The 19,848-nt window shown below is 65.6% G+C and carries 17 protein-coding genes; 9 read left to right on the top strand and 8 right to left on the bottom strand.

All coding sequences use genetic code 11. The features are described from left to right. Positions 1 to 18: 18 nt before the first annotated feature. Both C4S70_RS01825 and C4S70_RS01820 read right to left on the bottom strand, forming a co-directional pair. Positions 19 to 798 (bottom strand): gamma-glutamyl-gamma-aminobutyrate hydrolase family protein, encoded by a 780-nt coding sequence (locus tag C4S70_RS01825; protein ID WP_104006390.1) that lies wholly within the window; start codon positions 796 to 798, stop codon positions 19 to 21. Between the two features lie 276 nt (positions 799 to 1,074). After that, positions 1,075 to 3,219, bottom strand: coding sequence for a malate synthase G (locus C4S70_RS01820; protein ID WP_104006389.1), 2,145 nt, complete (start codon positions 3,217 to 3,219; stop codon positions 1,075 to 1,077). Between the two features lie 281 nt (positions 3,220 to 3,500). Here C4S70_RS01820 and pepN point away from each other — a divergent pair, with 281 nt between their 5' ends. The 6 genes from pepN (at position 3,501) to C4S70_RS01790 (ending at position 11,477) form a co-directional block, all read left to right on the top strand. Continuing rightward, complete coding sequence (pepN, locus tag C4S70_RS01815; RefSeq protein WP_104006388.1) at positions 3,501 to 6,053, top strand: aminopeptidase N; 2,553 nt, start codon at positions 3,501 to 3,503, stop codon at positions 6,051 to 6,053. A 4-nt stretch (positions 6,054 to 6,057) separates the two neighbouring features. Further along, on the top strand, positions 6,058 to 6,489 hold the full coding sequence (locus C4S70_RS01810; protein WP_104006387.1) for a hypothetical protein: 432 nt from the start codon (positions 6,058 to 6,060) through the stop codon (positions 6,487 to 6,489). A 132-nt stretch (positions 6,490 to 6,621) separates the two neighbouring features. Then, positions 6,622 to 7,938: a hypothetical protein gene (locus tag C4S70_RS01805; RefSeq protein WP_146064165.1), complete on the top strand. Its 1,317-nt coding sequence runs from the start codon at positions 6,622 to 6,624 to the stop codon at positions 7,936 to 7,938. Positions 7,939 to 8,021: 83 nt separating this feature from the next. Beyond that, positions 8,022 to 9,533, top strand: coding sequence for an Asp-tRNA(Asn)/Glu-tRNA(Gln) amidotransferase subunit GatB (gene gatB / locus C4S70_RS01800; RefSeq protein ID WP_104006385.1), 1,512 nt, complete (start codon positions 8,022 to 8,024; stop codon positions 9,531 to 9,533). A 129-nt stretch (positions 9,534 to 9,662) separates the two neighbouring features. Further along, entirely contained in the window at positions 9,663 to 10,034 is a 372-nt protein-coding gene (locus tag C4S70_RS19445; protein WP_200822702.1) for a DUF4177 domain-containing protein, read from the top strand. Between the two features lie 72 nt (positions 10,035 to 10,106). Next, positions 10,107 to 11,477 (top strand): diguanylate cyclase domain-containing protein, encoded by a 1,371-nt coding sequence (locus tag C4S70_RS01790; RefSeq protein WP_104006384.1) that lies wholly within the window; start codon positions 10,107 to 10,109, stop codon positions 11,475 to 11,477. A 6-nt stretch (positions 11,478 to 11,483) separates the two neighbouring features. On the opposite strand, the gene C4S70_RS01785 is transcribed toward C4S70_RS01790, so the two are convergent. The 4 genes from C4S70_RS01785 to C4S70_RS01770 all read right to left on the bottom strand — a co-directional run bounded on the left by C4S70_RS01785 (position 11,484) and on the right by C4S70_RS01770 (position 14,026). After that, positions 11,484 to 12,326 (bottom strand): ATP-binding protein, encoded by an 843-nt coding sequence (locus C4S70_RS01785; RefSeq protein WP_104006383.1) that lies wholly within the window; start codon positions 12,324 to 12,326, stop codon positions 11,484 to 11,486. A 117-nt stretch (positions 12,327 to 12,443) separates the two neighbouring features. Then, the gene (tatC, locus tag C4S70_RS01780; protein WP_104006382.1) at positions 12,444 to 13,325 is read right to left on the bottom strand and encodes a twin-arginine translocase subunit TatC; all 882 of its coding nucleotides are present in this window, start codon (positions 13,323 to 13,325) and stop codon (positions 12,444 to 12,446) included. Next, entirely contained in the window at positions 13,322 to 13,804 is a 483-nt protein-coding gene (tatB, locus tag C4S70_RS01775) for a Sec-independent protein translocase protein TatB (protein WP_104006381.1), read from the bottom strand. Before tatB ends, tatC begins: the two co-directional genes overlap by 4 nt. 6 nt (positions 13,805 to 13,810) lie before the next feature. Continuing rightward, complete coding sequence (locus C4S70_RS01770) at positions 13,811 to 14,026, bottom strand: twin-arginine translocase TatA/TatE family subunit (RefSeq protein WP_104006655.1); 216 nt, start codon at positions 14,024 to 14,026, stop codon at positions 13,811 to 13,813. 206 nt (positions 14,027 to 14,232) lie between these two features. Between C4S70_RS01770 and C4S70_RS01765 the strand changes: the two genes are divergently transcribed. Beyond that, positions 14,233 to 14,901 (top strand): helix-turn-helix transcriptional regulator, encoded by a 669-nt coding sequence (locus tag C4S70_RS01765; RefSeq protein WP_104006380.1) that lies wholly within the window; start codon positions 14,233 to 14,235, stop codon positions 14,899 to 14,901. Between the two features lie 61 nt (positions 14,902 to 14,962). On the opposite strand, the gene C4S70_RS01760 is transcribed toward C4S70_RS01765, so the two are convergent. Together C4S70_RS01760 and C4S70_RS01755 are read right to left on the bottom strand one after the other, a co-directional pair. Next, a complete protein-coding gene (locus C4S70_RS01760) occupies positions 14,963 to 16,066 on the bottom strand; it encodes an ABC transporter ATP-binding protein (RefSeq protein WP_235003636.1) in 1,104 nt (367 codons plus the stop codon). A gap of 141 nt (positions 16,067 to 16,207) precedes the next feature. After that, positions 16,208 to 16,987 carry an SDR family oxidoreductase gene (locus C4S70_RS01755; RefSeq protein WP_104006378.1) on the bottom strand — a complete coding sequence of 260 codons (780 nt, stop codon included), beginning with the start codon at positions 16,985 to 16,987 and terminating at the stop codon, positions 16,208 to 16,210. A 196-nt stretch (positions 16,988 to 17,183) separates the two neighbouring features. Between C4S70_RS01755 and C4S70_RS01750 the strand changes: the two genes are divergently transcribed. Continuing rightward, on the top strand, positions 17,184 to 18,182 hold the full coding sequence (locus tag C4S70_RS01750; protein WP_104006377.1) for a Hint domain-containing protein: 999 nt from the start codon (positions 17,184 to 17,186) through the stop codon (positions 18,180 to 18,182). A gap of 58 nt (positions 18,183 to 18,240) precedes the next feature. Beyond that, complete coding sequence (locus C4S70_RS01745; RefSeq protein WP_104006376.1) at positions 18,241 to 19,848, top strand: peptide chain release factor 3; 1,608 nt, start codon at positions 18,241 to 18,243, stop codon at positions 19,846 to 19,848.

Below are 19,848 nucleotides of genomic sequence, written 5' to 3'. Positions count from 1 at the left end.
AGCTCGAATGTTCCACCGCTACGCGGTCTTTTGCATGGAAACGCCGCGCCCCCCGGCAGCCCAGGCACGGACTGCCGTGCCAAAGGCTTCGAACAAGGGCCGTGAGACGGGATCGTTACCTGCCTCCCACTCCGGGTGCCACTGCACTGCGAGCGTGAAGCCTGGCGCATCCTTGACGTAAATTGCCTCGGGCGTGCCGTCGGGCGCAACTCCGTCGATCACGATCCGCGCGCCTGCGCGTTTTATTCCCTGGCCGTGCAGCGAATTCGTCATCACCTCGCGCGCCCCAATGACACGGTGAAACACGCCGCCTTCGGTGAAGGTCACGCGATGTCGCAGCGCGAACTTCTCCTCCAGCGTCCCGTCGGGCGGCATCCTGTGGTTCATGCGCCCCGGAAGGTCGCGGATCTCGGGGTAAAGCGAGCCGCCCATTGCCACATTGACCTCTTGAAAACCGCGGCAGATCCCAAGAAAGGGCTGCCCCCTTTCGACGCAGGCCCTTACCAAAGGCAGCGTGACCGCATCCCGGCATTGGTCGAACTCGCCGTGCGCGGGCGTCGGCTCTTCACCGTAATGCGAGGGATGCACGTTCGGCCGCCCCCCCGTCAGCAGGAACCCGTCACAGACATCCATCAGTTCGGCGACGGTAACAAAGCGCGGATCTGACGGGATCAGCAGCGGCAGACACCCAGCCACGTTCGCGACGGCGTCCGAGTTCATCGTTCCGCCGGCGTGTGTCGGATACTGGTCGTTGAGCAGATAGGAATTGCCAATGATACCGACGACGGGACGAGTCATGGTGGAACGATCTGCCTGGGTTGCTTCCCGCGCACGATACCGGCGTCACCACGCCCCCGCAACAGTCCGCCTTGCGCACAGATTCGTGCAGCGGCGCACAAAGTCAGGACTTCGACGGTCGGGCGCCCAAGCCCCGCACCTCGGACCGGTACCAGCCGCGTGCCAATGTGCTCCCCTGGCCGTCGGAGACCCGAAGTTCCTTGCTTCTTTCTGGTCCCCAATACCCTCCGGGGGAGCGCGAGGGGGTGGAAAACCCCCTCGCTTCCCTCCCTGTCCTCACACTTGCCGCTTCAGTTCCAGGCGCCGGGCGTGCAGGACCGGCTCGGTGTAGCCCGACGGCTGCTCCCGCCCCTTAAACACCAGGTCACATGCCGCCTGAAAGGCGATCCCGTCGAAGCTCGGCGCCATTGGCCGATAGTTCGGATCGCCAGCGTTCTGCCGATCCACCACCTGGGCCATCTTGCGCATGGCCTCCATGACCAGATCATGAGAAACGACCCCATGATGCAGCCAGTTGGCCAGCGCCTGGCTGGAAATCCGGCATGTGGCGCGATCCTCCATCAGGCCCACATCGTTGATGTCGGGCACCTTGGAGCACCCGATCCCCTGGTCGATCCAGCGCACCACATAGCCCAGAATTCCCTGCGCATTGTTCTCGACCTCGCGCGCGATCTCTTCCTCGCTCGGGTTGCGCCCCTCCATTACCGGAATGGTCAGCAGATCCCGCAGCGTCCCGCGCGGCCCGCCGGCGCGAATCTCCTCCTGCCGGGCCAGCACGTCCACCTTGTGATAATGGGTGGCGTGCAACGTCGCCGCCGTGGGCGACGGCACCCAGGCGCAGTTCGCCCCGGCCTGCGGATGCGCGATCTTCTGCTCCAGCATCGCCGCCATCATGTCCGGCATCGCCCACATGCCCTTGCCGATCTGCGCGCGCCCCTGCAGCCCGCAGGCCAGCCCGATATCCACGTTGCGGTCCTCATAGGCCAGAATCCAGGGCTGCGTCTTCATCTCGCCCTTGGGCACCATGGGACCGGCTTCCATGCTGGTGTGGATCTCGTCCCCGGTCCGGTCGAGGAACCCGGTATTGATGAAACACACCCGCGCCTTCGCCGCCCGGATGCATTCCTTGAGGTTGACGCTGGTGCGCCGCTCCTCGTCCATGATCCCCAGCTTCACCGTGTTGCGCGGCAGCCCCAGGATCTCCTCGACCATGTCGAATGTCTCGACGGCAAAGGCCACCTCGTCGGGCCCATGCATCTTCGGCTTGACCACGTAAACCGAACCGCAGACCGAATTGCCGCCCTCCTTCTTCAAATCGTGCATCGCGATCGCCGTGGTGCACAGCGCATCCATCAATCCCTCGAACACCTCGTTGCCGTCGGCATCGAGGATCGCCGGATTGGTCATCAGATGTCCGACGTTGCGCACCAGCATCAGCGACCGCCCCTTCAGCCGCAACGGCTGCCCGTCGGGCGTCTGGAACTCCGGATCCTCCGCCAGCACCCGGTCGAAGGTGCGGCCATCCTTGGTAACACGCTCCACCAAGTCGCCCTGCATCAGCCCCAGCCAGTTGCCATAGGCCAGCACCTTGTCGTCGGCATCCACGCAGGCCACCGAATCCTCGCAGTCCATGATGGTGGACATGGCCGCCTCCAGAACGACATCGGCAATCCCGGCCGGGTCGTTCTTGCCGATCGGATGGTCTCGGTTCACCACAACTCGGATATGCAACCCGTTGCGCCGCAGCAGGATCTCCGACAGATCCGGCTTCAGTCCCACGAACTGCGCGGGATCGGCCAGCCGCACCGGCCCTTGCGCCGTGGCCAGCACCAGCCCGCCCGCATCGCGATCGAAACCGGTCACATCGGCCCAGGACCCATCGCCGAGCGGCACCGCCTCGTCCAGATGCGCCTTGGCCCAGGCGACCACCCGCGCCCCGCGCGCGGGATCATAGCCGCCGCCCGATGGCAGATCCCCCAGCGCATCCGTGCCATACAGCGCATCATACAGCGACCCCCAGCGCGCATTCGCCGCGTTCAGCGCAAACCGCGCATTGGTGATCGGAACGACCAACTGCGGCCCCGGCACCCGCGCGATCTCGGGGTCCACGTTTTCCGTTTCGATCCGGAAATCCGGCCCCTCGGGCAACAGATACCCGATCTCGCGCAGGAACGTCTCGTAGGCGTCGGCATCATGCGGCTGGCCGCGCCGCTCGACATGCCAGGCATCGATCCGGCTCTGCAACTCCTCGCGCCGCGCCAACAGCGCCTTGTTCTTCGGCCCCAGCTCGCGCACCATCCGCGCCATCCCGGCCCAGAAATCATCCGACGCCACCCCCGTTCCCGGCAACGCGCGGCCTTCGATGAAGTCAGCCAGAACGCGGGCCACCTGCAACCCGTGCCGATCTACTCTCTCGGTCATTCCCTTCGCCTCCTCTAGGCGGTATCCCGCCGCATTCCGCGCATGATTAGAACGGAAGTTTCCTATAGGCAACAGTGCGGTCAAAAATTCTTACCAAAATCGACGCGATGCTTCTTCAATCCCCGTTTGAAAACCGCGCGCATGGCCATCCTGCTTCTTTCTGGTCCCAAATACCCAAGTCCGACAGCAGCCGCGCACGCCACGCCGCCGCCCTGCCCCCCTCTTGCAGCCCGCGCCCCGACTCCCTAACGTCCCGCCGCAACCCGGACGTGAGGTATCCCATGCGCGACGCGGCCCCAAAGACCATCCATCTGACGGATTACACCCCCTTCGGCTATCTCGTGGACGAGGTGCACCTGACCTTCGACCTCGACCCATCGACGACCCGCGTCCGCTCGCGCGTCCGCTTTCGCCCCGACCCGGCGGCGACCGACCGCCGGTTCTTCCTGCATGGCGAACAGCTGCGGCTGATCCGCGCCGCCATCGACGGGACCGAGATCGACCCCGAGATCACCGACGAAGGCCTCACCTGCGCCGTCCCCGACGCCCCCTTCACTTGGGAAGCCGAGGTGGAAATCGATCCCGCCGCCAATACCGCGCTCGAGGGGCTTTACCTGTCGAACGGCATGTTCTGCACCCAGTGCGAGGCCGAAGGCTTTCGCAAGATCACCTTTTATCCTGACCGCCCGGACGTGATGGCCACCTTTACCGTGCGGATCAATTCCGACCTGCCGGTGCTGTTGTCCAACGGCAATCCCGTCCAGTCCGGTCCGGGCTTTGCCGAATGGCATGATCCCTGGCCTAAACCGTCCTATCTCTTCGCCCTCGTCGCCGGCGATCTGGTCGCGCATCGCGACCGCTTCACCACCTTGTCGGGACGCGAAGTCGATCTGGCCGTCTGGGTCCGACCCGGCGACGAACACAAATGCGCCTTTGCCATGGATTCGCTCAAGAAGGCGATGAAATGGGACGAAGAGGTCTATGGCCGCGAATACGACCTGGACGTGTTCAACATCGTCGCCGTGGATGACTTCAACATGGGCGCGATGGAGAACAAGGGGCTCAACATCTTCAATTCCTCGGCCGTCCTGGCCAGCCCCGACACCGCGACGGATGCCAATTTCGAACGGATCGAGGCGATCATCGCGCATGAATATTTCCACAACTGGACGGGCAACCGCATCACCTGCCGCGACTGGTTCCAGCTATGCCTCAAGGAAGGGCTGACCGTCTTTCGCGACGCCCAGTTCACCGCCGATCAGCGCGGCGCGGCGGTCAAGCGCATCAGCGACGTGATCGACCTGCGCGCCCGCCAGTTCCCCGAGGACGACGGCCCGCTGGCCCACCCGGTGCGCCCCGAAAGCTATCAGGAGATCAACAACTTCTACACCGCGACCGTCTATGAGAAAGGCGCCGAGGTAATCGGCATGCTCAAGCGGCTGGTGGGGGACCGCAAATATTACGAGGCGCTCGATCTCTACTTTGCCCGCCATGACGGGCAGGCCTGCACCATCGAGGACTGGCTGAAGGTGTTTGAGGACGTCACCGGCCGAGACCTGACGCAGTTCAAACGCTGGTACACGCAGGCCGGCACACCGCGCCTGAAGGTCGAGGAGAACTGGCAGGACGGCACCTATACGCTGACCTTCACGCAGTCCATCAAACCCTCTGCCGCCACCCCCGACCCGCAACCGCAGGTGATCCCGATTGCCGTGGGCCTGCTCGGCCCCAACGGAGATGAAATCCGGCCCACCGAGATCCTCGAGATGACCGAGGCTCGGCAGAGCTTTGCCTTCGCGGGGCTTGCCGCGCGGCCGGTGCCGTCGATCCTGCGCGACTTCTCGGCACCCGTGGTGCTCGACCGCGACACGACCAATGCCGAACGCGCCTTTCTTCTGGCCCATGACACCGATCCGTTCAACCGCTGGGAAGCGGGGCGGATGCTGGCGCGCGAAACCCTGATCGACATGATCACAAGGGACGCCGCACCGGGTGCCGATTATCTGGACGGCATCCGCGCGGTGGTCCGCGACGATGGTCTGGATCCGGCCTATCGCGCGCTGATGCTGGCCCTGCCGACCCAGTCGGAACTGACCGGCACCCTGCATGACCGTGGCATCACCCCGGACCCCGACGCGATCTGGCGCGCGCATGAGACACTGAAACTGGCGCTGGCGCAGCACCTTCAGGATCTTCTGCCGCGCCTGCACGCCGAGGCGCAGGTGGACGCCCCCTATTCCCCCGATGCCGAACAGGCGGGCAAGCGCGCGCTGGGCGCGGCGGCGCTCGGGCTGACCTCGCGGGTGGATGGCGGCGCGATGGCGGCCGAACAATATGCGCGCGCCGACAACATGACGCTGCAGCTCGCGGCGCTGTCCTGCCTGCTGACCGCCGGCAAGGGAGAGGCGGAACTGGCCGCCTTCTACGACCAGTGGCGGCACGACCGGCTGGTGATCGACAAATGGTTCATGCTGCAGGTGGCCCATGCCTCGCCGGATCGCGCGGTCGAGATCGCCCGGCGGCTGACCGAACACCCCGATTTCAACTGGAAGAACCCCAACCGGTTCCGTGCGCTCTTTGGCGCGCTGGCGATGAACCATGCCGGGTTCCACCGGGCCGACGGGGCGGGCTATGCGTTGCTGGCCGACTGGCTGATCCGGCTGGACCCGGTGAACCCGCAGACCGCCGCGCGGATGTGCAGCGCCTTCCAGACCTGGCGGCGCTATGACGCGAACCGTCAGGCGCTGATCGCAGCCCAGCTCGACCGGATCGCGGCGCAACCCGACCTGTCGCGCGACGTGACCGAGATGATCTCGCGCATCCGCACCGCCTGACGCAATGCCCGCCCCCTTCACCTTTGCCCGCGCCGGCCGGTCGGTGAAGGCGGCGGTGCTGCTGGTGGCGATCTATGCGGCGCTGGCCTTCGCGCTGGTGCACCTTCAGGCCGCGCCGTGGATCGTCGCGCTGCTGGCCCTGCCGACCCTGCCCGCGCTGTGGGATCTGATCGCCAATCCCTCGGCCGGCCTGACCCTCACCGACGACCGGCTTGACTGGCACAGCGGCCGGCGCCGCGGGTCCATCCCGCTGGCGGAAATCGACCGGGTTCGGTTCGAACGCCGCTGGGACATGTCGATGCGGGTCCGGGTGGTGCCGAAATCCGGCCCGCCGGTGCAACTTCCGCCCGAATCCCTGCCCCGCTGGCAGGTGCTGGAGCGCGCCTTTTCCGAACACGGAATCGACACCGAGCGCCACCACTTTGCCCCTTTCTAGGCAGCGAATCGCCGAGCCGGGCCGCATCGCCGGCAAGGCCACGCAAAAGCCCGAAGCGCAGCCGCGAAACTTCGCATCGCCGCCACGATTGCGCCCCAAATCGCGGCCAGAGTCACGGCAGGTCAAACATCAATGCTGCCGGTTCCCATGCTCAGATACGCCCGACGTTCGATGCGCCCCTTTTCCCAGCTTCGCGACATTGCCGCACGGCTGTCGTTTTCGCGCGGCGGGCTGGCGGGCGCGGTTCTGGATCGCGCGGGGCATGGCGCGGCGCAGGCGCCCGAGGACCAGCTGTTCATCCCGATCTGCGAAGAAAGCCCCGACGATTCCTTCTGTCGGCAGATGCAGCTCAAGGGGCAGTTCCTCGCCCGACAGGATCGCTGGGAGGAGTTGTCCGAGGAAATCCTGACCGCGGATCGGGGCAGGATGACCTCCCCCGCCGGAACGCCCGTCGCCGATCTTCTGGCCTGGGGGGGGCGGGCGGACGTGATCCGGGCGGTCGAACACGCGCTGGGCGACAGCGGAGAGCCCACCGAGGACGCGCTGCTCAACGGCATCCGGGGGCTCGAGGCCGTGCGCGCGGAACGGCCGGACGACCCGGCCATCGCCCTGATCGTGGCCCTGGCCCATATCGACATCGGCTGGGCCTGGCGCGGACCGGGCGATCCGCGCGCGCTTGACGGCGACACGATCCCGTCCCTCAACCGCGACCGCTGCGCGGCGCATTTCGAACGCGCCGCCGCCATTCTGCACCCTTGGTGCGGCGACGACGTAACCAGCCCCGCCCTGGCCGCCGCCCATTGCGCCCTGCTGGCGGGGCAGCGCAATCCAGAAGGTGGCATCCTGCGCGACTATGAGCGCCTGATCGACCTCGACCGCGCGAATTTCCGCCCCATGCGCGCGCTGGGCACGCATCTTCTGCCGCGCTGGTTCGGCTCATATGCGGAACTGGACCTTCAGGCCCGCCGCATCGCCGCGCGCACCCAGGACATCTGGGGCGATGGCGGCTATACATGGGTCTGCTTCGACGCGATCGCTCTGGACGAAGGCGCCTGCGCCGAGCTGGACGTGGAATTCTTTCTCGACGGACTGCGCGATATCGTCGCCGCCCGGCCGGATCAGGGAATGATCAACCTTCTCGCCGCCTATTGCGCGCTGGCCCTGCCGCGCCGCGCCGGGCGCAGCGACCGGGCCGATGCCGTGATCAACCGGATTTCCGCCGCCGCATCCTGGCTGATCCGCGACCATATGACCGAGCTGCACCCGATGATCTGGGCCCATGCGGCCTGCGGGTTCGACAACAACACGCGCGTCACCTCGCCCGGCCGGTTCGCCGCGCGCGGCCGCGACGACGCGCTGCGCATCATCGCCGAGCAGTTCCGGGACGAGCTGCGCCGGGGCCGCCAGGTCGTGTTCACCGACGACGGCGTCGAGATCCGCCGCGCCTGAGCGTCTCGCCCCCTCTTGTCCCGCAGACCCGCGTGCCATAGAACGCGGGCCGGACACGTTTGCGGACAAAGAGGCGCATATCCATGCTGGACCTGAGCTACGAGGCCCCCAAGGCCAAGACCATCGCCGGTGCGAAGCACGACTGGGAAATGGTGATCGGCATGGAAGTCCATGCCCAGGTCAGTTCCAAGGCCAAGCTGTTTTCCGGGGCATCCACACAGTTCGGGGCCGAGCCGAATTCGAACGTGTCCTTCGTGGACGCGGCGATGCCGGGGATGCTGCCGGTGCTGAACGAATTCTGCATCGAACAGGCGGTGCGCACCGGGCTGGGGCTGAAGGCCAGGATCAATCTGGTCAGCGCCTTTGACCGCAAGAACTACTTCTACCCCGACCTGCCGCAGGGCTATCAGATTTCCCAACTTTATCAGCCACTTGTCGGCGAAGGCGAAGTTCTGGTCGAGATGGGGCCAGGCATCGCGCGCCGGGTGCGGATCGAACGCATCCACGTCGAACAGGACGCCGGCAAGTCGATCCACGACATGGACCCGACCATGTCCTTCGTGGACCTCAACCGCACCGGCGTCGCGCTGATGGAGATCGTCTCGCGCCCCGACATCCGCAGCCCCGAGGAAGCCGCAGCCTATGTGTCCAAGCTGCGCCAGATCATGCTCTATCTCGGCACCTGCGACGGCAACATGCAGAACGGCAACCTGCGGGCGGACGTGAACGTGTCGGTCTGCCGTCCGGGCGACTATGAACGCTACATGGAAACGCAGGATTTCTCGCATCTGGGCACCCGCTGCGAGATCAAGAACATGAACTCGCTGCGCTTCATCCAGCAGGCGATCGAATACGAGGCACGCCGCCAGATCCAGATTCTGGAATCGGGGGGCACCGTGGATCAGGAAACCCGGCTTTATGACCCCGACAAGGGCGAAACCCGGTCGATGCGCTCCAAGGAAGAGGCGCATGACTACCGCTATTTCCCCGATCCCGACCTGCTCCCGCTGGAGCTGGAGCAGAGCTGGGTGGATGACATCGCGGCCAGCCTTCCGGAACTGCCCGATGAGAAGAAGGCGCGCTTTATCGCCGAATACGGCCTGACCGACTATGACGCCTCGGTGCTGACCGCCGAGGTCGAGGCGGCGGCCTATTTCGAAGAGGTGGCAAAGGGCCGCGACGGCAAGATGGCGGCCAACTGGGTCATCAACGAACTCTTCGGCCGGCTCAAGAAGGAAGACCACGACATCACCGAATCGCCGGTTTCGCCGCAGCAGCTGGGCGCGATCATCGACCTCATCAAGAAGGGCGACATCAGCGGCAAGATTGCCAAGGAACTCTTTGAAATCGTTTACAAAGAGGGCGGCGACCCGGTCGAGATAGTCGAGCAGCGCGGCATGAAGCAGGTCACCGACACCGGCGCGATCGAGGCCGCGGTGGACGAGATCATCGCCGCCAACCCCGCCCAGGTGGAAAAAGCGCAGAGCAACCCCAAGCTGGCCGGCTGGTTCGTGGGCCAGGTGATGAAGGCCACAGGCGGCAAGGCCAACCCCAAGGCGGTGAACGACATCGTCAAGGCCAAACTGGGCCTTTGATCCGCGGGTTCTGCGCCGGCCCGGCATCCCGTCCGGTGGGCGCCAACCCCAACGCGGCGCCCCTGCCCCTCCTTGGCGCGGCGTTTCGGGGCTGATAGACGGGTCCGGCGGCTTTCCGAGGCAGTTTGCATGACGCATTACGAATACAAGGTCATCCCCGCCCCCACGCGCGGCCGCAAGGCAAAGGGCGTCAAGACGGCCGAGGGCCGCTTTGCGCTCGGGGTTGAAACCGTGCTGAACGAGCTGGCGCGGGACGGCTGGGAATACCAGCGCGCCGACCTTCTGCCCAGTGAAGAGCGCAGCGGCCTGACAGGAACAGCGATCAAGTGGCGCAACGTGCTGGTGTTCCGCCGCCCGGTCCCCGGCCGGACCGCCGATCGACCGGCCGAGGCAGAGGAAGCCACGGCCCCCGCGACGCCGCCCCCGGTCGAACCGGACGCGCCGGCCGCGCCCACCCCCGACTCCGGCGCCGGCGACGAGGCCACCAGCAAGGCGCCCTGACAGGGTTTACGGCCTGTTAACCCTCATTGCCGATGATCGGCGGGCGACGGAGACAGCAGGCCGGGGGTTGCCGTGCGAGGCACCATTTTGATCATAGACGGGGTCGCCACCAACAGGATCATGCTGAAGGTTCTGCTTTCTTCGGCATGGTATCATGTGGTTCAGGCCGACGCGCTGGCGGGGCTTTCCGCGATTCTGCGCCGGGTCAAACCCGATCTGATCGTGACCGCAGTCAATTTGCCTGACGGGCGCGCGCAGATGCTGCGGTCCGACCCGCGCCTTGCCGATGTGCCGATCATCGCGATCACGGCGCAGAACGACCACGGCGCGCGCATGGCCGCCTTGGCGGCCGGGATCGACGACGTGCTGTGCCACCCGCTGGACGACACCCTGCTGCAGGCCCGCATCCGCAGCCTGATCCGCGCGCGCACCGCCGATCAGGAACTGCGCGCCTCGGGCGCCGCCCCCGACGGCTTCGGCCTGGCAGAGGCACCCGCCGCCGCGCTCCTGCCCCCGGCGCGGGTCGTGCTGGCCACCGAGGTCACGGCAACTGCCACGCTGTGGAAATCGAAACTGTCTGCGCGGCTGGAACGCCATCGCCTGGTGCCCTGTGCCCTGGCCGGCGCGCATGGATGCGCGGCCGCGACGCCGCCGGATGCACTGATCCTCGAGATGACGGCGGACACGCGGGACATGGCGCTGGACCTTCTGTCGAACCTGCGGGCCTCGGCCGTGACGCGGCACGCGGCGGTGATTGCCGTGGCAAACTCGCCGAAACTCGCCGCCGAGGCTCTGGACCGGGGCGCCGACGACGTGATGCCCCACGGGTATCATGGGGATGAGCTTGCCCTGCGCCTGACCAACCAGTTGCGCAACAAGGCGCGCGCCGACCGGGCCAGGGACACGCTACGCGAAGGGCTGCGAGCCGCGCATCGTGATCCGCTCACCGGGCTTTTCAACCGGCGCCACGCGATCCCCTTTCTGGCCCGGACCATCCGCGCTTCGGTGGCGCGGGGGAGCGGATTTGCGGTGATGCTGGCCGATCTCGACCTGTTCAAACAGGTGAACGACCGTTATGGCCACCTGGCCGGTGACGCGGTTCTGGCCGAGGCCGCCAAACGGTTGAGCGCGACCGTGGGGCCGCGGGATCTGGTGGCACGCTTCGGGGGCGAGGAGTTCCTGATCGTACTGACCGATTCCGACCCGGACCGGACCGAAGCCATCGCCGGCCGGATGCGCCACGCCATCGAGGCCGCGCCGTTTCCCACCGACCGGCCCAACCAGATGATCCGGATCACCACCAGCATCGGCGTCGCGGTGGTGTCCCCGGACCGGGCGGCCCCGCCCGAGCCGGAGGCGCTGATCGCCAGGGCCGACGCCGCGCTCTACCGCGCCAAGGAGGCGGGGCGGAACACCGTGTCCCTCTTTCAGCCGGCAGCCTGACGGCGATCAGGCGATGGCGACTCCGTGTCGTCCGGCGAGATCGACAAAAAACTGCCAGGCCACCCGGCCCGATCGCCCGCCGCGCGTGGCCTGCCATTCGATCGCCTCGGCCCGCAGCGTCTCGGCATCGACCCGCACGCCATAGGCCCGGCAATAGCCCGAGATCATCGACAGAAATTCATCCTGCGAACAGGGATGAAAGCCAAGCCACAGACCGAACCGGTCCGAAAGCGACACCTTTTCCTCGACCGCCTCGGAGGGGTTGATGGCGCTTGAGCGTTCGTTTTCGATCATGTCGCGCGGCATCAGGTGGCGGCGGTTGGAGGTCGCATAGAACACAACGTTTTCGGGCCGCCCCTCGATCCCGCCGTCCAGCACCGCCTTGAGCGACTTGTAGTGCTGATCGTCGTGACTGAACGACAGGTCATCGCAAAACAGAACGAAACGCTGCGATGCATCGCGCAGATGGTTCAGAAGCCGCCCGACGCTGGGCAGATCCTCGCGCTGTAACTCGACCAGTTTCAGGGACGGGTGGACCGCCGCTACCTCGGCGTGCACAGCCTTGACAAGGCTGGATTTTCCCATGCCGCGCGCGCCCCACAAAAGAGCGTTGTTGGCCAGGAACCCTTCAGCGAACCGCCGCGTGTTCTCCAGCAGCGTGTCGCGGGCCCGGTCGATTCCGACGAGCAGCTTCAGATCAACCCGGTTGACCCGGCGGACGGGCTCCAGCCGGTCCGGTTCGACATGCCAGACAAAGGCCGGGGCGCTGTCGAAATCTGGCGCCGGCATCGGTGCCGGGGCAATCCGTTCCAGCGCGGCGGCAATGCGGGTCAAAGGGTCGTGATCCATGGGACTGCTCCTGAAATCCGTCGCGGTTTCAAACCACTTTCGAACCGGCACGGCAAGACCAACGGAAAAGGGCGCCCGTCCACGGACGCCCTTCCCCGTCACTGTTGCGGGCCGCGGTTACTTGTCCTTCGCTTCGTCGAACTCGTCCAGCAGCGGGTCGTCGAAGGCTTCCTCGTCGTCATAGTAGCCTTCGGCGCGCAACTGCTTTTCGCGTTTGGCCTCGACACTGCGGACGAGGAAGATCGAGATCTCGTAGAGCCCGTAGACCACCGTGAACAGGATGATCTGGGTGATCACGTCCGGCGGGGTGACGATCGCGGCGAGCACGAGGATTCCCACCACCGCGTATTTGCGCACACTGCCCAGACCTTCGGCGCTGACCAGCCCCGCCTTGCCCATGAGCGTCAGCAGCACCGGCAGCTGAAAGCACAGCCCGAAGGCGACGATGAACTTGATCGTCAGGTTCAGATATTCCTGCGCCGAGCCCTGGAACACCACCGACAGCGGGGCGGCGTCCTGGCCGACCACGGCCTCGCCCTCGGCCCCAAACTGCTGGAAGCCCAGAAAGAAGTCGTAGGCCAGCGGCGTGACCACATAGAAGGCAAAGGCCGCGCCCAGCAGGAACATGAAGGGCGACGCGATCAGGAAGGGCAGAAAGGCGTTCTTTTCCGACTTGTAGAGCCCCGGCGCCACGAAACGCCACATCTGAAGGGCGATATAGGGAAAGGACAGGATGAACCCGCCCAGCAGCGACACCTTGATTGCCACGAAGAAGCCCTCTTGCGGGCTGATGAAGATCAGGTCGCAGTTCTGCCCGCGCGCGGCCAACACGTCGCACAGCGGCTGCGTCAGAAAGTTGAAGATCGGCGTGGCCACGCCAAAGCAGATCACCATGGCGATGATGAAGGCCACCACCGAATGGATGAGCCGCAGGCGCAGCTCGGCCAAATGCTCGATCAGCGGCGCCGTCGTGTCGTCGATCTCGTCGGTCTGGCTCATGCCTTGGTTCCGTTGTCCTCATTCGCGCCGTTCGGGGCGTTCAACGCGGCCTCGACCTCTTCGGCCTTGGCCAGCGCGGCGTCGGCCTCGCGTTTCATCCGCTCGGCCGCGGCGCGCGCGGTCGAGGCCTGTATCTTCTTGGCGGCTTCTGCCCGTTCGGCGGCCAGCTTGCCGGTCTCGCTCTCGGGGTCGTATTTCGTCGGATCGATCCCCTTGGTCAGGTCGCGGGCGGCGTCCTTGACCCCGTCCAGCGCGCTGCCCACGGGGTTGGTCGCCGCCTTAAGCGTCTTCTGCACCTCGTTCACGCCGGCCTGGTCGGCGGCCTCGTTCATCGCCCGGCTGAATTCTCGGGCCATGCCACGGGCCTTGCCCACCCAACGGCCGATGTTGCGGAACAGAACGGGCAGGTCTTTGGGCCCCACCACGATCAGCGCCACGATGGCGATGAGCAGAAGTTCGCTCCAGCCCAGATCGAACATCTGCGGTTACGCCTTGTCCTTGTCGGTTTCGGGCGTCACGTCCTTGACGGTGTCGCCGGCGTCGGCCTCGAGTTCCCTGGTTCCTTCGCTCACGCCCTTCTTGAAGGCGGTGATGCCCTTGCCGACCTCGCCCATGAGCGAGCTGATCTTGCCGCGACCGAACAGGACCAGAACCACGACAGCGATCAGAAGAAGGCCGGGAAGTCCGATATTGTTGAGCATGTCTTTCTCCTTGCGTATTGCGCGCGTTCCGGGCCGCGCCTCTTTGTCCCGACTTCTAGGGCGCGCGGGTGGGGCGGAAAAGCCGTCGGGCGCGGAAACGGGGCGGATTTCGATCCGAATCTTCAGGCCGGTGTGCTGCCCGAGTTGCAACTGACAGTTTTTTGGCAGTATATGGCCATTGAATGTATTGAATGTCAGGAGATCGCATGCGCCGCGCCGACCGGCTTCACGAAATCATCCGTCTGCTGCGCGACGGGCAGGTCCATCGGGCCGATGGGTTCGCGCGAAGGCTCGGCGTATCGGTGCGCACGATCTATCGCGACATGGAGCGGCTGGCCCGCGCCGGCGTGCCGGTCGAAGGCGCGCGAGGCGTAGGGTATCGATTGGCCCGGCGCGTGGTGCTTCCGCCGCTGACGCTGACCGGGCAGGAGGTTGACGCGCTGAATCTCGGCCTGGCGATCGTGGCCGAGGCCCCCGATCCCGATCTCCGGGCGGCGGCACTGTCCCTCGTGGACAAGCTGGATGCCGCGCTGCCCGCCGAAACCATTGCCGAAGCCGAAGCCTGGAAGGCGGAACCGGATCCGCTGGCGGATGCAGCACGGGGTTTTTCCCAACTGGGCTTGCTGCGCAGCGCCATCCGCGGCCGGCAGAAACTGCGGCTTGCCGGAAGGGCGCAGGGCGGCGCCGTCGCGGATCACAGAATTCGCCCGCTGCGTCTGGACTCCTTCGGCCGTGCCTGGATCCTGACTGCCTGGTGCGAAAGTCATGATCGGTTCGAGGAGTTCCGCCTGGACCAGATCGAACGTGCCGCCGCGCTGCCGGAGCTGTTCGTGGACGAGCCCGGCCGGCGGCTTTGCGATTTCGAGGAGGGATGAACCGCGCGTGCCGCGCGGCGCCTCCGGCGGGGGTATTTGCGACCAGAAAGAAGCAGGAACGTCAGGAAGTCTGCGCGGGGAAGACGAAACAACGATCGCGGCGGATCGTCAGCCACATCGGGCGGCCCGGTTCGGGGAGAAAGACGTTCGGAACGGTGGCCTTGAGGATCGAGCCATCGTAATCCATGCGGAATTCGACCAGACTTTCGTGTCCAAGAAACCTCGCCCTTTGGACAACGCCCCGCGCGGGAACGCCGTCCGATGCGGTCGGAAGCGGCCCCTTGCCATTGCGATCGAAGTCGAGTCGGACGTGCTGAGGTCGGAAAACGATATCCACATCGGTTCCGTCCGGATAGCCCGGGGCCAGAAAATGACCAAAGGGCGTGTCCGCCAAGGCTCCGTTCACTGTGGCCTGAAGGACATTGATATCACTGAAGAAAGCGACGGCCGCCTTGTCCACCGGCCGGGTGTAGACATTGTAGGGCGCGCCACGCTGAACGATCCGTCCGGCACGCATCAGCGCGATCTCGTCGGCCATGCGCATTGCCTCTTCGGGCTCGTGTGTGACCAGAAGAACGGCGGCGTTTTCCTCTTTCAGAAGGCTTAGCGTGTCATCGCGGATTCCATCCCGCAGCCTGTTGTCCAGCCCCGAGAAAGGCTCGTCCATAAGCATGATCTTGGGTCTGGGGGCCAGGGCACGCGCCAGCGCGACCCTCTGCTGCTCTCCCCCGGACAGTTGATGCGGATAATCGTCGATATGCCGGGTGAGGTGAACGCGCTCCAGGAGTTGCTCCACACGGGCGCGCCTTTCGGCCTTGCTGCCGTGCCGAAGCCCGAAGGCGACGTTGTCGGCAACGCTCAGATGTGGAAACAGGGCGAAATCCTGGAACATCAGCCCGATTTCGCGCCGTTCGGGCGGAACGCGATACCGGGTGTCGCAGACCAGCTTGCCGTCCACCCAGATTTCGCCAGAATCCTGCATCTCGATGCCGGCGATCATGCGCAAGGTGGTGGACTTTCCGCAACCCGACGGCCCCAGCAGGCACATCACCTGCCCGGCCTTGATGGTCAGTGACACGTCGTCAACGACCCGCCGCCCCTCGTAGGTCCGAACGAGGTTGCGGACCTCCAGCCTCGGAACGTCCAGCTCAGGCGTCATGTTCATTCGGACCCTCGCCTCGGCCATTGCGGTTCCGGCGCAGATAGCAACGGCGCCTCCTTCACGCAACCCGTGCCCTTCATCTTGCCCGAAATACTCCGGGGGTGAATGGGCCGCAGGCCCAGAGGGGGCAGCGCCCCCTCCCCCCTACATGGTCAGATTCACCCCGCCGCCGTCCAGCAGAATGTTCTGCCCCACGATGAAACCCGCATGTTGCGAACACAGAAACGCACACATCGCGCCGAATTCTTCTGGCGTGCCATAGCGGCCTACCGGCAGGGTGGCGGCGCGCCGTGCTCGTGCCTCTTCCAGCGTGATCCCCTCAGCCTCGGCCACGCCGCGGTCCAGCGCATCCGCCCGGTCAGTGGCATGAATGCCCGGCAGCAGGTTGTTGATCGTGACCCCTTCCCGCGCCACCTGCCGCGACGTCCCGGCCACATAGCCGGTGAGCCCAGTGCGCGCAGAATTGGACAGGCCCAGCACCGGGATCGGGGCACGCACCGCCTGACTGGTGATGTTCACGACCCGCCCCCAGCCGCGTTCCATCATGCCCGGCACCAGCGCCTTGATGAACGCAATCGGCGCAAGCATGTTGGCATCCAGCGCCTTGATGAAATCCTCGCGCTCCCAATCCGTCCACATCCCCGGCGGCGGCCCCCCGGCATTGGTCACCAGGATTTCGGCGCCCTCGGCCGCCGCGATCACCTCCGCCTGTCCTTCGGGCGTCGAGACATCGGCCGCCACCGTCACGACCTCGACCCCGAAATCGTCGCGGACCGCCTGCGCGGCCTTCTCCAGCGCTTCGGCACCGCGCGCATTCATCACCAGATTGACGCCCTCGCCGGCCAGCGCCCGGGCGCAGCCCAACCCCAACCCGCGGCTCGATGCGCAGACCAGCGCTTTTTTCCCCGAAATCCCGAAATCCATGGCTCCCCCCTGTCGTCGCGCAAGCACACGCCCTTATTGTAAAAGGCTCGAGAACGATCGCCCCCGTTTTGCTGGGCATTTTTCCAAAATCGGCCACAATACCCGGTTAATCCTTTCGTCATAGAGAAAATGCACATACTTGATGCGAGATCGCCTCACAAGGTTTCGGAGCAGATCGGAACACAGGACCAGGACAATGCCCGCCTATCCCGAACAGAACATTTCCGTCTATCCCGCTGACGCCTTTTGCGTTGTGGCCGGCGCGAATCTCGGGGACGGTCTGTCGGGGGCCGAGGATCTCGTGCTCGACGATCTCTACCGGCTGCGTGACGATGCGCACAGGCGGCGGCTGGCGCTGGAACCGCTGGGCGACACCACCTTCCGCGTGGCCCGGGGCAGCGAAACCGGAAAGCCGGGCGACCTTGTACATCTTGACTGCGCAATCACGCTCATGTCGCCCGATGGTCAGAGCGTCGAGGCGCTGATCCTGATCGAAGTGGACGACGACTGGCTGATCGAGAGCGTCCATGTCCTGCCGCTGGCCCGCATCGAACCCAAGACGGATTACGCTCTGGTGGGCTGCGACAAGGCGGCCGCGCGGCGCAGGTTCGCGCAGGTCGCCTGCGTCTCGTTCACCGCCGGCACGCATATCACCATGGCCACCGGCAAGCAGGTGCCGATCGAAGACATCCGCGCGGGCGACCGCGTTCTGACCCGCGATGCCGGCCCGCAAGAGGTGCGCTGGATCGGTCACTCTACCGTCCGCGCGGTCGGAGATTTTGCGCCGGTGGTGATCGAAAAAGGCGTGCTGAACAACAACCGCGACCTGGTCGTGAGCCCCGAACACCGCCTGTTCGTCTATCAGCGCCGCGATGCGCTGGGGGCGGGCAGCCCGGAAATCCTGATCAAGGCCCGGCATCTGGTGAACGGCAGTTCCGTATATGTCCGCGAAGGCGGATTTGTCGATTACTATCAGATCCTGTTCGACCATCATCACATCATCTACGCCGAAGGCATCGCCGCCGAATCGATGCTGGTGGACCCGCGCACGCGGCCGGTCCTGCCCGAAGAGCTTCTGACCAGGGTCGGCACGCTCCTGTCGGACAAGGGCGGCGCCCACGGCGTCGAAGTGCAGGAGGCGCTGTTGAACCGGCCCGACGCCATCGACCTGTTGCGCCGCGCCTCGGCCGGCTGAGATGGGGCCTTCGCCTGCCCGCTTGCCCTTGGCCCGGCGGCTGACTATATGCGCGGCCATGCTGGACACCGCCCCCAACCGCCCCGACCTGCCCGCCGAAATCGCCCGGCGGCGCACCTTTGCGATCATTTCCCACCCCGATGCGGGCAAGACCACGCTGACCGAGAAATTCCTGCTCTATGGCGGCGCGATCCAGATGGCCGGACAGGTCCGCGCCAAGGGCGAGGCGCGCCGCACCCGGTCGGACTTCATGCAGATGGAAAAGGATCGGGGCATTTCCGTGTCGGCCTCGGCCATGTCCTTCGACTACAACGGCTGGCGGTTCAACCTGGTGGACACGCCGGGCCATTCGGATTTCTCCGAAGACACCTATCGCACGCTGACGGCGGTGGACGCGGCGATCATGGTGATCGACGGCGCCAAGGGGGTGGAAAGCCAGACGCAGAAACTCTTTGAGGTCTGCCGCCTGCGCGACCTGCCGATCCTGACCTTCTGCAATAAGATGGACCGCGAAAGCCGCGACACGTTCGAGATCATCGACGAGATCCAGGAGATGCTGGCCATCGACGTGACCCCGGCTTCCTGGCCGATCGGACAGGGGCGCGATTTCATCGGCTGCTATGACATCCTGCGCGACCGGCTGGAGCTGATGGACCGCGCCGACCGCAACCGCGTGGCCGAATCGATCCAAATCAACGGTCTGGACGACCCGAAACTGGCCGAGCACGTGCCCGCGCATCTGCTGGAGCCGTTTCTGGAAGAGATCGAGATGGCGCGCGAACTGCTGCCCGCGCTCGACCCGCAATCGGTGCTCGAAGGCCACATGACCCCGATCTGGTTCGGCTCGGCGATCAATTCCTTCGGGGTGAAGGAACTGATGGAAGGGATTGGCGCCTACGGCCCCGAACCGCAGCCCCAGCGCGCCGAGCCGCGCCAGATTTCCCCCGAGGAAACAAAAGTTTCCGGTTTCGTCTTCAAGGTTCAGGCCAACATGGACCCCAAGCACCGCGACCGGGTGGCCTTTGTCCGGCTGGCCTCGGGGCATTTCACGCGCGGGATGAAGCTGACCCATGTGCGCACGAAGAAACCGATGGCGGTCAGCAACCCGGTGCTGTTTCTCGCCTCGGACCGGGAACTGGCCGAAGAGGCTTGGGCCGGTGACATCATCGGCATTCCCAACCACGGCCAGCTGCGCATCGGCGACACCCTGACCGAAGGCGAGCCGATCCGCGTGACCGGCATCCCCTCCTTTGCGCCGGAACTGCTCAAGGGCATCCGCGCGGCCGACCCGATGAAGGCCAAGCATCTGGACAAGGCGCTGATGCAGTTCGCCGAGGAAGGCGCGGCCAAGGTGTTCAAGCCGATGATCGGCGCCGGTTACGTCGTGGGCGTGGTGGGCGCCTTGCAGTTCGAGGTTCTGGCCAGCCGGATCGAGCTGGAATACGGCCTGCCGGTGCGGTTCGAGCCGTCGCAATTCACCTCGGCCCGCTGGGTCGGCGGCGACAAGACGGCGATGGACCGGTTCATCAACGCCAACCGCCAGCACATCGCCCATGACCATGACGGCGACGTGGTTTATCTCACGCGCCTGCAATGGGACATCGACCGGATCGAGCGCGACTTTCCCGATCTCACCCTGTCGGCGACCAAGGAAATGATGGTATGA

It is taken from the genome of Jhaorihella thermophila (assembly GCF_900108275.1).
Classification (GTDB): domain Bacteria; phylum Pseudomonadota; class Alphaproteobacteria; order Rhodobacterales; family Rhodobacteraceae; genus Jhaorihella; species Jhaorihella thermophila.
This window is presented reverse-complemented; position numbering and strand designations above follow the sequence as displayed.

Excerpts from the sequence above, each read along its gene's own strand:
- C4S70_RS01825 (WP_104006390.1), bottom strand. The coding sequence starts at position 798 with ATGACTCGTCCCGTCGTCGGTATCATTGGCAATTCCTATCTGCTCAAC.
- C4S70_RS01820 (WP_104006389.1), bottom strand. The coding sequence starts at position 3,219 with ATGACCGAGAGAGTAGATCGGCACGGGTTGCAGGTGGCCCGCGTTCTG.
- pepN (WP_104006388.1), top strand. The coding sequence starts at position 3,501 with ATGCGCGACGCGGCCCCAAAGACCATCCATCTGACGGATTACACCCCC.
- C4S70_RS01810 (WP_104006387.1), top strand. The coding sequence starts at position 6,058 with ATGCCCGCCCCCTTCACCTTTGCCCGCGCCGGCCGGTCGGTGAAGGCG.
- C4S70_RS01805 (WP_146064165.1), top strand. The coding sequence starts at position 6,622 with ATGCTGCCGGTTCCCATGCTCAGATACGCCCGACGTTCGATGCGCCCC.
- gatB (WP_104006385.1), top strand. The coding sequence starts at position 8,022 with ATGCTGGACCTGAGCTACGAGGCCCCCAAGGCCAAGACCATCGCCGGT.
- C4S70_RS19445 (WP_200822702.1), top strand. The coding sequence starts at position 9,663 with ATGACGCATTACGAATACAAGGTCATCCCCGCCCCCACGCGCGGCCGC.
- C4S70_RS01785 (WP_104006383.1), bottom strand. The coding sequence starts at position 12,326 with ATGGATCACGACCCTTTGACCCGCATTGCCGCCGCGCTGGAACGGATT.
- tatC (WP_104006382.1), bottom strand. The coding sequence starts at position 13,325 with ATGAGCCAGACCGACGAGATCGACGACACGACGGCGCCGCTGATCGAG.
- tatB (WP_104006381.1), bottom strand. The coding sequence starts at position 13,804 with ATGTTCGATCTGGGCTGGAGCGAACTTCTGCTCATCGCCATCGTGGCG.
- C4S70_RS01770 (WP_104006655.1), bottom strand. The coding sequence starts at position 14,026 with ATGCTCAACAATATCGGACTTCCCGGCCTTCTTCTGATCGCTGTCGTG.
- C4S70_RS01765 (WP_104006380.1), top strand. The coding sequence starts at position 14,233 with ATGCGCCGCGCCGACCGGCTTCACGAAATCATCCGTCTGCTGCGCGAC.
- C4S70_RS01760 (WP_235003636.1), bottom strand. The coding sequence starts at position 16,066 with ATGAACATGACGCCTGAGCTGGACGTTCCGAGGCTGGAGGTCCGCAAC.
- C4S70_RS01755 (WP_104006378.1), bottom strand. The coding sequence starts at position 16,987 with ATGGATTTCGGGATTTCGGGGAAAAAAGCGCTGGTCTGCGCATCGAGC.
- C4S70_RS01750 (WP_104006377.1), top strand. The coding sequence starts at position 17,184 with ATGCCCGCCTATCCCGAACAGAACATTTCCGTCTATCCCGCTGACGCC.
- C4S70_RS01745 (WP_104006376.1), top strand. The coding sequence starts at position 18,241 with ATGCTGGACACCGCCCCCAACCGCCCCGACCTGCCCGCCGAAATCGCC.